This is a genomic window from Pseudomonas sp. S10E 269, assembly GCF_002798465.1.
Lineage (GTDB): Bacteria > Pseudomonadota > Gammaproteobacteria > Pseudomonadales > Pseudomonadaceae > Aquipseudomonas > Aquipseudomonas pergaminensis.
In genome coordinates, this window is the sequence record NZ_PHIJ01000001.1 from 3,809,804 (window position 1) to 3,823,602 (window position 13,799).

The following is a 13,799-nucleotide window of genomic DNA, read 5'->3' on the forward strand; positions in this document are numbered from 1 at the left end:
ACCGGCTGTCCGGACTCCGTCACCCCGGACTATCATGCCGATAGGCCTGTCTCTCACTGCAAGGAGCCGCTCGGAACGCCGATGCGCCAGATCTGGAAATCTTTTCGAGCCCTTTATTTCGCCTCCTTGATGATGCTGATCGGCTCCGGCCTGCTCAGTACTTACCTGGCCTTGCGCCTGGCGGCCGACCATGTCGACAGCCTTTGGGTGGGTGCGCTGATGGCGGCCAACTATTTTGGCCTGGTACTGGGTGGCAAGATCGGGCACCGCCTGATCGCCCGGGTCGGGCATATTCGGGCCTATGCAACCTGTGCCGGCATTGTCGGTGCGGCCGTGCTGGGCCATGGCCTGATCGACTGGCTGCCGGCCTGGATCGTGCTGCGGATGATCGTGGGCCTGGGGATGATGTGCCAGTACATGGTCATCGAGAGCTGGCTCAATGAGCAGGCGGACGCCAAGCAGCGCGGCGTGGTATTCAGCGGCTATATGATCGCGTCTTACCTGGGCCTGGTCCTCGGCCAATTGATTCTGGTCATGCACCCTCAGCTCGGCCTGGAATTGCTGATGTTGGTCGCGCTGTGCTTTGCGCTGTGCCTGGTGCCGGTGGCCATGACTCGCCGTATCCACCCGGCTCCCCTGCACCCTGCGCCGATGGAGCCACGCTTCTTTATCAAGCGCGTACCGCAGTCGTTGAGTACGGTACTTGGGGCGGGTGTGATCGTGGGCTCTTTCTACGGCTTGGCGCCGCTCTATGCCTCCCAGCAAGGCCTGACCACCGAGCAGGTGGGTCTGTTCATGGGTAGCTGCATTTTTGCCGGCCTGTTGGTGCAGTGGCCGTTGGGCTGGTTGTCGGACCGTTATGACCGTGCGCTGCTGATCCGTTGTTTTGCCCTGTGCCTGGCGGTGGCTGCTTTGCCGTTGGCGATAATGACCCAGGTGCCGCTTGAAGTGTTGTTCGTGGCGGGCTTCCTGTGTTCGCTGGTGCAGTTCTGCCTGTATCCACTGGCGGTGGCGTTCTCCAACGACCATGTGGAAGGTGACCGTCGCGTGTCGCTAACGGCGATGCTGCTGGTGACCTATGGCGTCGGCGCGAGTGTCGGGCCGTTGCTGGCAGGTGTGGTGATGAAGATGTTCGGCAGCCACATGCTGTATGCGTTTTTCAGCCTGTGCGCGTTGATCCTGGTGTGGCGTATCCGGCCAAAAGCTGTGACCAACCTGCATCAGGTGGACGATGCGCCGCTGCATCACGTCGCGATGCCCGACAGCATGTCCAGCTCGCCGCTGGTGGCCGCATTGGACCCGCGTGTGGATGAGCAGGTGGTGCAGGACCAGATGCAAACCGCCGTCCCGGAGCCGGAAGCGGACCCGACCCCGCCCGTGGATGAGCCGCCCTTTGAGGGGCCGCCTGAACCCCTGGGGCCGGACGACCACCCTCACGACCTGAGCAGGGCGCGCCCCTGACAGCAAAAACGGGCAGACCCCTTTAGGGGCTGCCCGTTTTTTTTGCCGCGATCTTTAAGTTTAAAAATCGTCGTCTTTATCGAAGCGCCGCGCTTCGCGTTGCAGTTGGTACACAAAGCGTTCGACCTGGCGCTGCACCAAGCCACTCATATTATGGAAGCGCACGCCGGCAAACGTGGTGTTGATCTTCTCTTCGAAGTGCAGGTAACGCAACTCGACCGAGGTGGTCATGCTGCCAAAGGGCAGGGCGGCGATGAAGCGGTCATACACCTGGCCCAGTTGCAGGCGCTCGGAGATGTCCCCTTCAAAGCGCAATTTGCAGCCGGTAGCGGAAATATCCAGCAGCTTGCCGCTGGTGGGCGCCTTGAGCTTCTCGCCACCCAGCTCGATATTGACCAATTGGGCCAGCTTCAAGGCGGCGCGAAAGGCGTTGCGGCGCTGGTGGTAAACCACTTCGTCGGGCAGGCTGCCGGTGTAGATACGGTGGCCGTCCTTTTCGCTGATGCTCATGCCGCCGTTGCTTTCCCAGGCAACGCGCACGCCGTCATGGAAGCCTTCGATGCGGAAGGGTTCGCCATTTTCGAGGTGGCGTTCGCCGTCGCGGGGGATCATTTCGTCCAGGGCCAGGATGCCGCTGTCCCGGTTGACGTCCACCAGGTAGCTCTGGAAGCGCTGGCTGCGTTCGTGGAAGGTAATGATCAGCGGGTCATGGCTGTCTTGCAGCATCCGCAAGGTGCTGGCGATTTCCAGAGGGGTGGTGAGGACCTTGGGTGGCTGCGGGGCATCTTCCGCATTAAGGGCGTTGAACACGGTTCTTCCATCTCCAGACAAAATACGACTACACGCAAGAGCAGGCATTCTGCCAGTATGTGACGCGCCTTGGATAGGCCGCGCCGTGATCCGGCGTCAGGCTTGGCTGCGGGTGCTTGGCTTGACCAGGCGTGAGGTGGAGCCCTGAGCGTTGTAAAGCGCCGGAGGCTCTCCGCCGTGAAGTATACGCAACTGGTTGGCGGTCGTAGCTTGCTGAAGCTGGATCGACTGACCGTTGAGCAGGTTGGCTTCCTGGCACTGGGCGAGCAATTGATTGAGTTCTTTGCTCTGGGCCAGTAATTGATCGCCGACCGAGGAATGGCTGGCCAGCTGTGCCAATCCGTCATGGTCGGCGGGCAGGCCCAGGCTGACGAGGATCTGGCTGCGTTTTTTGCCGTGCTGTTCCAGCAGGACAATCAGCGACTGCTTGCGCGCCAGAATTTCTTCCAGCAGGGGCATGTCCCGGCCATAGAGGGCCAGGGATTCTTCCCTGAGCAGCTCGAGCAGCTGTTGGGTCGGGGCGAGATCATCAATGATCAGTTGAAGCAGATTTTCGTCGTGATGCATGGCTGGCCTTGGGGTTTAAGCGTCCAAAAGCCCGGCGCAGGCCTTAGCCTAGCGCTCGGCTTCGAAATTAAGCAGCTTGCTGGCTACACGGTTGCTGTCGACTTTATAGCTGCCATCGGCGATTGCCTGTTTCAATTCGGCCACACGGGCTTTATTGACCACTGGTTGATCGCGCAGCGAGTCAGTGACCTTCTGCAACTGTTGAGCCTCATTGCTCAGGTGTACGGATTCCCCGCTCTGGCTGGCGCTGGCCTGTTCTGCCTTGGCGGGCAGTGGCTGGGCCTTGGCTTCTACGCTGTCCTTGGTGCCGGTGGTGCGCGTAGGGGCCGACGTGGTCGGGGTGTTATTCAAACGACTGAAATCGATGACCATGATTGAAAAAACCTCTGGGTATTTGGACGCTTGCCATGTTTTCGGCCATACCCGGACAAACTTTAGGCTCGATTGACAATAAACTGCACAGGCCGACATCCAGTCGACAGTGTAGGAAAAGCTGGCGCCCGATACCAGTGCTCTATAAAGCCACCTCTACCTGGCCAGGTGCCGTGACCCGTGCCTTGATCACGCGGTTGGAGTTGAGGTTCTTCACCCTTATCTGCTCACTCATGCCGCCGTTGGACAGCGCTTCCCCCGGCATTTTGACCTGCAGCGCACCGCTGCTGGCGGAAATCACCACCTGATCACCCTTGCGGATCACCTCCGCCTGTTCCAAATGCACCAGGGTGATGACCTGGTCGGTGACCACTGGTCGGGTCAGTTTCTGCCCCACGGCCTGATCGAGGGACGTCAGGTAACCCTGGCTGATCATGCTGATGTCGCGTTCGCGCAACACCACGTCCTCAAAACCGATGATGCCGGTGCGCTTGAGCGGGCGGGCAACGACCACCACATCGCGGAACAATTTGACTTGGGCTGGCACGAACACCGTCCAGGGCGAGGCGCCGTCGCAGCGGACCTTGACCGTCACGCGGCCGATCGGTTGGGCGGGGCTTTCCAGGGTGGCTGTCAATTCCTTGTCGCACATGGGCATGCGCAGGCGCGGGTCCAGCTGGTTGACCTGGATTTCGTAACGGCCCGGTGTCTGGGTGGTCGCCAGATAATCTTCTACAGTGAACTCAAGAAAGCCCTGGGTGACGCCGATAAGTAGATCAGGCAAGGTGACGTTGTCTGCGCGGGCCGTGGCGCCCAGGCCCAAGGCAAGCAACGCCAACGCTGCGCAGAGCGATCTGCGGTAACGTGTCAGGATGGGGCGTCGGGAAACTGTCGTTTTAATATCCATGACCAATAAATAGCAAAGGCCGTGCCGTTTAGCGTTGGGTGCGCGTCGCACCCTTTAAGGTTTTAGCGTAGGAGTCTGGGCATGGCAGGAGTAATGGATTCAGTAAACCAGCGCACACAGCTGGTAGGGCAGAATCGCCTGGAGTTGTTGCTTTTTCGCCTGGATGGCAAGCAGCTGTATGGCATCAACGTGTTCAAGGTGCGGGAAGTGTTGCAATGCCCCAAGCTGACGATCATGCCCAAGTCCAGCCCGGTGGTGTGTGGCGTTGCCAACATCCGTGGCGCGACGATCCCGATTCTTGACCTGGCCCTGGCCACCGGTTCCGCGGGTTTGCAGGACCGCGGGAACCCGTTCGTGATCATCACCGAATACAACACCAAGACCCAGGGTTTCCTGGTGCGCTCGGTGGAGCGCATCGTCAACATGAACTGGGAAGAGATCCATCCGCCGCCCAAGGGCACCGGTCGCGATCACTACCTCACGGCGGTGACGCGGGTCGACAACCAGTTGGTGGAAATCATCGACGTGGAGAAGATCCTTGCCGAAGTGGCGCCGACCTCGGAATCGATTTCCGTGGGTGTGGTAGACGCCGAAACCGCGCATAAGGCGATCTCCCTGCGTGTGTTGACGGTGGACGACTCCTCGGTGGCGCGTAAACAGGTGACACGTTGCCTGCAAACCGTCGGCGTGGAAGTGGTGGCCCTCAATGATGGTCGCCAGGCGTTGGATTACCTGCGTAAGCTGGTGGATGACGGCAAGAAACCGGAAGAAGAATTCTTGATGATGATCTCCGACATCGAGATGCCGGAAATGGACGGCTACACCCTCACGGCCGAGATACGTAACGATCCACGCATGCAAAAACTGCATATCATCCTGCATACTTCGTTGTCGGGTGTATTCAACCAGGCGATGGTCAAGAAAGTCGGTGCCGATGACTTCCTGGCCAAATTCCGTCCTGATGACCTGGCATCCCGGGTTGTCGACCGGATCAAGGCAGCAGATCACGGCTAGGGGGATTTCCCCCTGGCGGTCACACGATTTAAGAGGCGGTATCATTGTCTACGGGTAATTTGGATTTCGAACAGTTCCGGGTCTTCCTGGAAAAAGCCTGTGGCATATTGCTCGGTGAAAACAAGCAGTACCTGGTATCCAGCCGTCTTAACAAACTGATGGAGCAGCAGGGCATCAAGTCGTTGGGTGAGCTGGTCCAGCGCATCCAGGGGCAGCCGCGCAGCGGGCTCAAGGAAATGGTGGTCGATGCCATGACCACCAACGAAACCCTGTGGTTTCGCGACACCTATCCGTTTGAAGTGCTCAAGAGCAAGGTGCTCCCGGAAGCCATCAAGGCCAGCCCGGGCCAGCGCCTGCGCATCTGGTCGGCGGCCTGTTCCTCGGGGCAGGAACCGTACTCGATTTCGATGTCGATCGATGAGTTCGAGCGGACCAACATGGGCCAGTTGAAGGCTGGGGCGCAAATCGTGGCCACTGACCTGTCCGGCACCATGCTCACCAACTGCAAGACCGGCGAGTACGACAGCCTGGCACTGGGTCGTGGCTTGTCCCAGGAACGCCTGCAACGCTACTTCGACCCGAAAGGGGCGGGGCGTTGGGCGGTCAAGGCGCCGATCAAGAGCCGTGTGGAGTTCCGCTCCTTCAACCTGCTCGACAGCTACGCCAGCCTGGGCAAGTTCGACATGGTGTTCTGCCGCAACGTGCTGATCTATTTCTCGGCCGAGGTGAAGAAAGACATCCTGTTGCGCATCCACGGCACGCTCAAGCGTGGTGGCTACCTGTTCCTCGGTGCTTCCGAAGCGCTGAACGGTTTGCCGGACCATTACCAGATGGTGCAGTGCAGCCCTGGGATCATTTACCAGGCTAAGTAAGTCGTACGCGGTAAAAAATGTGGGAGCGGGCTTGCTCGCGAAAGCGCAGTGTCAGTCGATGCATGTATCAACTGACGGGCTGCATTCGCGAGCAAGCCCGCTCCCACATTTGTTTTTGCGGCAAACCTTTCAATAGCGGCAACCCGGATTGCCGCTTTACTGGCACCACGCGGAAACCCGTTGCCGCTTTTCTGGCATTGCCGCCCGGCAATCCGCCCCCAAGCCCTTTAAATACGGGCTTCCCACAAACTGGCACACACCTTGCTATAACCCTGTTAACGAACAGCAGGTCAGCCCTTAAAGGTTTCCGCCATGAGCATCAGCTTCGATAAAGCGCTCGGTATCCACGAACAAGCCCTGGGCTTCCGCGCCCAGCGTGCCGAAGTCCTGGCCAACAACATTGCCAACGCCGACACCCCGAACTACAAGGCTCGGGACCTGGACTTTTCCGCCGTGCTCGCCGCACAGCAGGACAAGACCAAGAACGGCACCTTCGCCTTGAACATGACCAACAGCCGTCATATTGAAGCGCAAGGCCTGAGCAATGGTGACGAGTCGTTGCTGTATCGCACACCGATGCAGCCGTCGATCGACCAGAACACCGTCGACGCCCAGCTGGAGCAATCGGCCTACGCCGAGAACTCGGTAAACTTTCAAGCCAGCTTCACCCTGCTCAACAGCAAATTCAAAGGGCTGATGTCAGCCCTGCGTGGAGAGTAAGCCATGTCCCTGTCCAGTGTTTTCAATATTGCCGGCAGTGGCATGAGCGCGCAGACCACGCGTTTGAACACCGTCGCCAGTAACATCGCCAACGCCGAGACCGTGTCTTCGAGCATCGACCAGACCTACCGCGCCCGTCACCCGGTGTTCGCCACCATGTTCCAGGGTGGCCAGAACGGCGGCAGCGATTCGCTGTTCCAGGATCAAGGCGCCGCCGGCTCGGGCGTGCAGGTACTCGGTGTGGTTGAGGACCAGAGCAATCTGGAAGCTCGCTACGAGCCTAACCACCCGGCGGCGAACGAAAAAGGCTACGTGTACTACCCGAACGTCAACGTGGTCGAGGAAATGGCTGACATGATTTCCGCCAGCCGCTCGTTCCAGACCAATGCGGAAATGATGAACACCGCCAAAACCATGATGCAGAAGGTCCTGACCCTGGGTCAGTGATAAGGGGCGCCAAATAATGGCCATCGTTGATACGTCAAACAACACGGCAGTCCAGGACCTTTTCAACTCGAAGGTCAAGACTGCGACAGACAACGCCAGTAGCCTCGGCGACGCTTCCAAGGCTGCGACGGGCAAGCAGGCGTTGGGCAAAGATGCGTTCCTGCAACTGCTGGTCACCCAGCTGAAAAACCAGAACCCGCTGTCGCCGCAAGACAACGGCGCGTTCGTGGCGCAACTGGCGCAGTTCAGCAGCCTGGAAGGCATCAACACCCTGAACGACACGGTGAATGCGATCTCCAGCAACTTCAGCTCGTCGCAGGCGTTGCAGGCCTCGTCGCTGGTCGGGCGCTCGATCATCATCCAGACCGACAAGGCCATGGTTGATACCAGCAAGAGCATGACCGGTTCGGTGGCGGTGACCTCGGCGGTGGGCAACGTCTCCGTCAAGATCACCGACAAAGACGGCAACGTGGTGCGCACCATCGACATGGGGGCCCAGAGCGCCGGCACCCAGAACTTCATCTGGGATGGCAAGAACGACAAGGGCGAGGTTGCCCCGGCGGGCACCTACACCTTCAACGCCACCACCAAGAACGACAAGGGCGACTCCGTTGCCCTGGCCACTTCGCTGCCAGCGACGGTAACGAGCGTGACCCTGAGCAAGACCGGCGGCGAAATGCTGCTGAACCTGGCGGGCGGCATGGGCAGCGTCAAGCTGTCGCAAATTCAGACTATCGGTACATAGAGCCGGCTAAATACGGCAGAGGGAGAGAAACATGTCTTTTAACATCGGCCTTAGCGGCCTCTATGCGGCCAACAAACAACTGGACGTGACCGGCAACAACATCGCCAACGTCGCGACCACTGGCTTCAAGTCGTCCCGTGCGGAATTCGCCGACATCTACGCCGCGTCCAAGCTGGGCACCGGCCAGAACAGCATCGGCAACGGTGTGAACCTGGCGGCTGTGTCGCAGCAGTTCACCCAGGGTGACGTCAACGGCAGCGGCGGTATCCTGGACATGGCGATCCAGGGTGGCGGCTTCTTCGTGCAGAAGGGCAGCGACGGTTCGCTGGAGTACACCCGCAGCGGTGCCTTCCGTGCCGACAAAGACGGCTACATCACCAACAACACCGGCACTTCGCGCCTGCAAGGCTACGCGGCAGATGCCGATGGCAAGATCATCAAGGGCGGCCTGACCGACCTGCAACTGAACCTGTCGAACCTGCCGCCCAAGGCCTCCACCAAAGTGGACTCCACCAGTAACCTGAACTCCTCGGAGCCGGTGATCGACCAGGTGGCCAAGCCGTTCAACCCGAACGACACCAGCACCTTTACCACCCAGTACAGCACCACCTTGTACGATTCCCAGGGCAACGCGCACCCGATGGTGCAGTACCTGGTGAAAACCGACGGTAACAAGTGGAATGCCTATACCCTGATCGATGGTCGCAACCCCAACGGTTCGGCGCCAACCGGCACCCCATCGACTCCACCTGTGCCATCGGCCTTGACCTTTGACGGCGCCGGCAAGCTCACCAGTGTGGTCACTGGTGGTGTCTCTGATAAGACCCTGACCATTACCGGTTGGGTTCCTGGCACCGTGACCAACGGTGTGTGGAAGGCCAACGGTGCGGATGCGAACCCAGCAGGGATCGCCGTCAACATGGCCAACATCACCCAGTACAACTCGGCCACCTACCGCAACCCACCGGTCACCGATGGCTACGCCACCGGCCAGATCACCGGCCTGAAAATCGACGGCAGCGGCGTGTTGTTCGCCACGTTCAGCAACCAGCAGAGCAAGGCCATCGGCCAGATCTCCCTGGCCAGCTTCAACAACGAACAGGGCCTGCAGCCAGCCGGCGGTACTACCTGGAGAGAGACCTTCGCCTCCGGCCAGCCGGGTTACGACACCCCGCAAGCCGGTACCCTGGGTTCGATCGTGGCCAACTCCCTGGAGAACTCCAACGTCAACCTGACCAACGAGCTGGTAGACCTGATCAAGGCACAGAGCAACTATCAGGCGAACGCCAAGACCATCTCCACCCAGAGCACCATCATGCAGACCATCATTCAGATGACCTGATGCGGTAGCGCTGCACAAGAAGCCCCTCGTAAGAGGGGCTTTTTTGTGGGCGTAGGAAAAGTGCCCTCGACACATCGGGTTACTCGCTTTGAGGCCTGGGAAGGAACGCTGCGTAGCCATTCTGCCACTGATTGAACCGGAGCCTGGCTGGCTCACCAATCAAGAGGGGCAAGGGTATGTTGCATTCAGGAGTGTCCGGGCCGGGGACCGGTCGTGTGGGGTATATGCCTGGCCTTGCCGGTGGAGAGACACCTGCGGTTGCGCCGGTGACTGAAGTGTCTGCGGTCAAGCAGTTGCTTGGCGAGCTGTTCGATGCGCAGCAGAGCGGCAAGAACCAAACGATGCAGGACACGCGCGACAAGTTGAATGCGCTGCGCGAGAAAATGGGGGGTGAGGCATTCAAGGACGCCCTCAAAAAGATGATGGAGGAGGCTGACGAGACACTTCGCGCGTTTCTCAGGCAACTGTTGATGCAGTGGTTTCCGGATGAGGGCGATGCACCGTCACCTGCTCCGCCGTTACCTGCTCCATCGTTGCCGCGTGGTGGTGGCGGCGGCCCTAGGGTTCCCCGAAGTGGTTTCGGGCCCTCTGAGTCCATGAGCAACAAGCCGATTACTGAGGGCGCAAAACACTTCAACTACACACCTGATAACAGCAACCCCGGCAAAAAGCCTGACAATATCTGGAGTGGCTTCAGCCAGGGGCCGGATGGTAATTGCATCACGGTTTCCGCCATAAAAGCCGCAATGATGCAATTTGGCCAGAAGCCCACCGATGTCTTCCAAGACGTGAAGGCGACAGCGAGCGGCTATGACGTGACAATGCGCGATGGCTTCAAGCTTTCATTGACCAACGAGGAAGTGAAGCAGGCGGCCCGGCATGCACAATTCAAAGGGGATGACCCGGCGATGATGACGGATGCCAACTTCATGTATGCCGCGAGCGCCAAGCGGGCGCAGATGGAGGACAACGATGGCACGGCAGGGCGCAGTTTCATGGGCGCGATGAACAGCCTCAATGATGGAGAACACTCCCGTGAAGGTCTGGACCGCCTTGGGTTGAGGGGCCGCTACAGGTCGGCTACGGATGCCGAATTGAGAAGCGGCAAGGTGGGAACTGTGGAATACGGCGGCCATTCGATGGCCGTGATCGATGGTCGCGTTGAATTGTGGGAGCGGCGAGGCGGAGTGCCGCAGTCGGGTACCGCAACCGTGCTGTTCTAGGCAGATCCCGTGCATTTTCCAGGCAAAAGAAAACCCCCGATACACCGCAGGCATATCGGGGGTTTTGCAGCCTTGGGTGATTAAACCCAAGGCGGGCTCAGCTTATTGGCAAGCTTCGCAATCCGGCTCGTCGATCGCGCAGGCTTTTGGCACTGGGGCCGGGCCGGCTGGAGCGGCGAGGACCGAGTCATCACCGTGGTTGCCGCTGGAAACAGCGTTCAGCTTACCGGTGTTGATGGTCGACTTCTCGGTGCTGGTCGCGGCCAGGGCGCGGAGGTAGTAAGTGGTTTTCAGGCCACGGTACCAAGCCATGCGGTAGGTCACGTCCAGCTTCTTGCCCGAAGCGCCGGCGATGTACAGGTTCAGCGACTGAGCCTGGTCGATCCATTTCTGGCGACGGCTGGCAGCGTCAACGATCCACTTGGTGTCCACTTCGAAGGCCGTCGCGTAGAGCTCTTTGAGTTCTTGCGGGATGCGCTCGATCTGCTGCACGGAACCGTCGTAGTACTTCAGGTCGTTGATCATGACCGAGTCCCACAGGCCGCGAGCCTTGAGGTCGCGAACCAGGTACGGGTTGATCACGGTGAATTCGCCCGACAGGTTCGATTTCACATACAGGTTCTGGTAGGTCGGTTCGATCGACTGCGACACGCCGGTGATGTTGGCGATGGTGGCGGTCGGTGCGATGGCCATGATGTTGGAGTTACGAATGCCTTTCTGCACACGGGCACGTACCGGCGCCCAGTCCAGGGATTCGTTCAGGTCGACATCGATGTACTTCTGGCCACGGGCTTCGATCAGGATCTGTTGCGAGTCCAGCGGCAGGATGCCCTTGGACCACAGCGAGCCCTGGAACGTCTCGTAGGCACCGCGCTCGTCGGCCAGGTCGCAGGAAGCCTGGATCGCGTAGTAGCTGACCGCTTCCATGGACTTGTCGGCGAACTCGACCGCAGCATCCGAACCGTAAGGAATGTGCTGCAGGTACAGCGCGTCCTGGAAGCCCATGATGCCCAGGCCGACCGGACGGTGCTTGAAGTTGGAGTTCTGCGCCTGTGGCACCGAGTAGTAGTTGATGTCGATCACGTTGTCGAGCATGCGTACGGCGGTGTTGACGGTGCGCTCCAGCTTGGCGGTGTCCAGCTTGCCGTTGACGATGTGGTTCGGCAGGTTGATCGAGCCCAGGTTGCAAACGGCGATCTCGTCCTTGTTGGTGTTCAAGGTGATCTCGGTGCACAGGTTCGAGCTGTGGACCACGCCCACGTGCTGCTGCGGGCTGCGCAGGTTGCACGGGTCCTTGAAGGTCAGCCATGGGTGGCCGGTTTCAAACAGCATGGACAGCATTTTGCGCCACAGGTCTTTGGCCTGGATGGTCTTGAACAGCTTGACCTTGCCTGGGTACTCGGTGAGGGCTTCGTAGTACTCGTAGCGCTCTTCGAAGGCTTTACCGGTCAGGTCGTGCAGGTCCGGCACTTCGGATGGCGAGAACAGAGTCCACTTGCCGTCATCGAAGACACGCTTCATGAACAGGTCAGGGATCCAGTTGGCGGTGTTCATGTCGTGGGTACGACGACGGTCATCACCGGTGTTCTTGCGCAGCTCGATGAACTCTTCAATGTCCATGTGCCAGGTTTCCAGGTAGGCGCACACAGCGCCTTTGCGCTTGCCACCCTGGTTCACGGCGACGGCGGTGTCGTTCACGACTTTCAGGAACGGTACAACGCCCTGGGACTTGCCGTTGGTGCCCTTGATGTACGAACCCAGTGCACGCACCGGGGTCCAGTCGTTGCCCAGGCCGCCGGCGAATTTGGACAACATGGCGTTGTCGTGGATCGCGTGGTAGATGCCCGACAGGTCATCCGGCACGGTGGTCAGGTAGCAGCTGGACAGCTGTGGACGCAGGGTGCCGGCGTTGAACAGGGTCGGGGTCGACGACATGTAGTCGAAGGACGACAGCAGGTTGTAGAACTCGATGGCACGGTCTTCTTTCTGCTTCTCTTCGATCGCCAGGCCCATGGCCACGCGCATGAAGAACACTTGCGGCAGTTCGAAGCGGATACCGTCCTTGTGGATGAAGTAACGGTCGTACAGGGTTTGCAGGCCCAGGTACGTGAACTGCTGGTCGCGCTCGTGGTTGATCGCCTTGCCGAGTTTTTCCAGGTCGAAGGTGGCCAGGACCGGGTTCAGCAACTCGTATTCGATACCCTTGGCGATGTAGGCCGGCAGAGCCTTGGCGTACAGGTCGGCCATCTCGTGGTGGGTGGCGCTGTCGGCGACTTTCAGGAAGCCCAGGCCTTCGGCACGCAGGGTGTCCATCAGCAGGCGTGCGGTCACGAACGAGTAGTTCGGCTCACGCTCAACCAGGGTACGGGCGGTCATCACCAGGGCGGTGTTGACGTCGGTCAGGGCCACGCCGTCGTACAGGTTCTTCAGGGTTTCGCGCTGGATCAGGTCACCATCGACTTCTTCCAGGCCTTCGCAGGCCTCGGTGATGATGGTGTTTAGGCGGCCCAGGTCCAGCGGTGCAAAGCTACCGTCGGCCAGGGTGATGCGGATCGACGGGTGAGCCTGTACGGCGGCTTCTTCGGCCGGGGAACGTACGGCACGTTCCTTGGCGCGCGAGTCGCGGTAGATCACGTAGTCGCGAGCCACTTTCTGCTCGCCGGCACGCATCAGGGCCAGTTCAACCTGGTCCTGGATTTCTTCGATGTGGATGGTGCCGCCCGAAGGCATGCGACGCTTGAAAGTCGCGGTGACTTGTTCGGTCAGGCGGGCAACGGTGTCGTGGATGCGCGACGAAGCGGCAGCGGTGCCGCCTTCAACTGCAAGAAACGCTTTGGTGATGGCGACGGTGATTTTGTCATCGGTGTAAGGAACGACAGTGCCGTTACGCTTGATCACGCGCAATTGGCCGGGCGCAGTGGCGGACAGATCCAGGTTCGAATCAGCGGCCTGCGGCACGGAGCCTTGCGGGTTCTCGCGAGTTGTGTCGGTTTGCATGGGGGGTTGTCTCCACATTCTATATTTATTTGGGCACCATCAAGGTGCCCACCGTTCCGTCCTGAAGCACTTACAGCAGGCCTGGGCCTGGCATAACAACTTCGGGACAGGAGGAAGGGAGCTGTTCGCGCCGCTTCCATGCCGAAGTCTTCGGTTCGGGGCTGCAAAGCCCTTGGCCGTATTCCTGGTGGGTGACAGTTGCCAGGTTCAAGCACTGCAACACCCGTACCGTTTTGCGCTGTTGGAGCGTGAAAACGGCTGCCATCCGCGTGCGCGGTTTGGTCTTTCAAAAAATGCGTTGGTTCAACCAAACGAGAGCAAG

At 59.7% G+C, this 13,799-nt stretch carries 13 protein-coding genes; 8 read left to right on the top strand and 5 right to left on the bottom strand.

Annotated features, from left to right (window positions below; all coding sequences use genetic code 11):
* The first annotated feature begins 81 nt into the window (after positions 1–81).
* Complete coding sequence (locus CWC48_RS17735; RefSeq protein ID WP_078049872.1) at positions 82–1,461, top strand: MFS transporter; 1,380 nt, start codon at positions 82–84, stop codon at positions 1,459–1,461.
* 60 nt (positions 1,462–1,521) lie between these two features.
* Here the strand turns inward: CWC48_RS17735 and CWC48_RS17740 are convergent, their stop codons facing one another.
* From CWC48_RS17740 to flgA, 4 genes are all read right to left on the bottom strand, one after another.
* Entirely contained in the window at positions 1,522–2,271 is a 750-nt protein-coding gene (locus CWC48_RS17740; RefSeq protein ID WP_100492293.1) for a flagellar brake protein, read from the bottom strand.
* A gap of 96 nt (positions 2,272–2,367) precedes the next feature.
* Positions 2,368–2,838, bottom strand: a complete 471-nt coding sequence (locus CWC48_RS17745) for a flagella synthesis protein FlgN (protein WP_015885461.1) — start codon at positions 2,836–2,838, stop codon at positions 2,368–2,370.
* A 48-nt stretch (positions 2,839–2,886) separates the two neighbouring features.
* Positions 2,887–3,210 carry a flagellar biosynthesis anti-sigma factor FlgM gene (gene flgM / locus CWC48_RS17750; RefSeq protein ID WP_078049870.1) on the bottom strand — a complete coding sequence of 108 codons (324 nt, stop codon included), beginning with the start codon at positions 3,208–3,210 and terminating at the stop codon, positions 2,887–2,889.
* Between the two features lie 142 nt (positions 3,211–3,352).
* Complete coding sequence (gene flgA, locus CWC48_RS17755) at positions 3,353–4,117, bottom strand: flagellar basal body P-ring formation chaperone FlgA (protein ID WP_078049869.1); 765 nt, start codon at positions 4,115–4,117, stop codon at positions 3,353–3,355.
* An 81-nt stretch (positions 4,118–4,198) separates the two neighbouring features.
* Here flgA and CWC48_RS17760 point away from each other — a divergent pair, with 81 nt between their 5' ends.
* From CWC48_RS17760 to CWC48_RS17795, 7 genes are all read left to right on the top strand, one after another.
* Positions 4,199–5,131, top strand: a complete 933-nt coding sequence (locus CWC48_RS17760; RefSeq protein WP_100492294.1) for a chemotaxis protein CheV — start codon at positions 4,199–4,201, stop codon at positions 5,129–5,131.
* A gap of 44 nt (positions 5,132–5,175) precedes the next feature.
* Positions 5,176–6,003 carry a protein-glutamate O-methyltransferase CheR gene (cheR, locus tag CWC48_RS17765; RefSeq protein ID WP_016979774.1) on the top strand — a complete coding sequence of 276 codons (828 nt, stop codon included), beginning with the start codon at positions 5,176–5,178 and terminating at the stop codon, positions 6,001–6,003.
* A gap of 312 nt (positions 6,004–6,315) precedes the next feature.
* Positions 6,316–6,723 (top strand): flagellar basal body rod protein FlgB, encoded by a 408-nt coding sequence (gene flgB / locus CWC48_RS17775; RefSeq protein ID WP_010208346.1) that lies wholly within the window; start codon positions 6,316–6,318, stop codon positions 6,721–6,723.
* A 3-nt stretch (positions 6,724–6,726) separates the two neighbouring features.
* Positions 6,727–7,170 carry a flagellar basal body rod protein FlgC gene (flgC, locus tag CWC48_RS17780; protein WP_076949604.1) on the top strand — a complete coding sequence of 148 codons (444 nt, stop codon included), beginning with the start codon at positions 6,727–6,729 and terminating at the stop codon, positions 7,168–7,170.
* A gap of 16 nt (positions 7,171–7,186) precedes the next feature.
* Positions 7,187–7,915, top strand: a complete 729-nt coding sequence (gene flgD, locus CWC48_RS17785) for a flagellar hook assembly protein FlgD (protein ID WP_100492295.1) — start codon at positions 7,187–7,189, stop codon at positions 7,913–7,915.
* A gap of 31 nt (positions 7,916–7,946) precedes the next feature.
* Entirely contained in the window at positions 7,947–9,257 is a 1,311-nt protein-coding gene (flgE, locus tag CWC48_RS17790) for a flagellar hook protein FlgE (RefSeq protein ID WP_078049867.1), read from the top strand.
* Between the two features lie 224 nt (positions 9,258–9,481).
* The gene (locus tag CWC48_RS17795) at positions 9,482–10,480 is read left to right on the top strand and encodes a hypothetical protein (protein WP_100492296.1); all 999 of its coding nucleotides are present in this window, start codon (positions 9,482–9,484) and stop codon (positions 10,478–10,480) included.
* A gap of 102 nt (positions 10,481–10,582) precedes the next feature.
* On the opposite strand, the gene CWC48_RS17800 is transcribed toward CWC48_RS17795, so the two are convergent.
* On the bottom strand, positions 10,583–13,477 hold the full coding sequence (locus CWC48_RS17800; protein WP_071493969.1) for a ribonucleoside-diphosphate reductase subunit alpha: 2,895 nt from the start codon (positions 13,475–13,477) through the stop codon (positions 10,583–10,585).
* Positions 13,478–13,799 lie beyond the last annotated feature (322 nt).

Excerpts from the sequence above, each read along its gene's own strand:
- flgB (WP_010208346.1), top strand. The coding sequence starts at position 6,316 with ATGAGCATCAGCTTCGATAAAGCGCTCGGTATCCACGAACAAGCCCTG.
- CWC48_RS17795 (WP_100492296.1), top strand. The coding sequence starts at position 9,482 with ATGCCTGGCCTTGCCGGTGGAGAGACACCTGCGGTTGCGCCGGTGACT.
- flgE (WP_078049867.1), top strand. The coding sequence starts at position 7,947 with ATGTCTTTTAACATCGGCCTTAGCGGCCTCTATGCGGCCAACAAACAA.
- CWC48_RS17735 (WP_078049872.1), top strand. The coding sequence starts at position 82 with ATGCGCCAGATCTGGAAATCTTTTCGAGCCCTTTATTTCGCCTCCTTG.
- flgM (WP_078049870.1), bottom strand. The coding sequence starts at position 3,210 with ATGGTCATCGATTTCAGTCGTTTGAATAACACCCCGACCACGTCGGCC.
- CWC48_RS17745 (WP_015885461.1), bottom strand. The coding sequence starts at position 2,838 with ATGCATCACGACGAAAATCTGCTTCAACTGATCATTGATGATCTCGCC.
- flgC (WP_076949604.1), top strand. The coding sequence starts at position 6,727 with ATGTCCCTGTCCAGTGTTTTCAATATTGCCGGCAGTGGCATGAGCGCG.
- CWC48_RS17760 (WP_100492294.1), top strand. The coding sequence starts at position 4,199 with ATGGCAGGAGTAATGGATTCAGTAAACCAGCGCACACAGCTGGTAGGG.
- flgD (WP_100492295.1), top strand. The coding sequence starts at position 7,187 with ATGGCCATCGTTGATACGTCAAACAACACGGCAGTCCAGGACCTTTTC.
- flgA (WP_078049869.1), bottom strand. The coding sequence starts at position 4,117 with ATGGATATTAAAACGACAGTTTCCCGACGCCCCATCCTGACACGTTAC.
- CWC48_RS17800 (WP_071493969.1), bottom strand. The coding sequence starts at position 13,477 with ATGCAAACCGACACAACTCGCGAGAACCCGCAAGGCTCCGTGCCGCAG.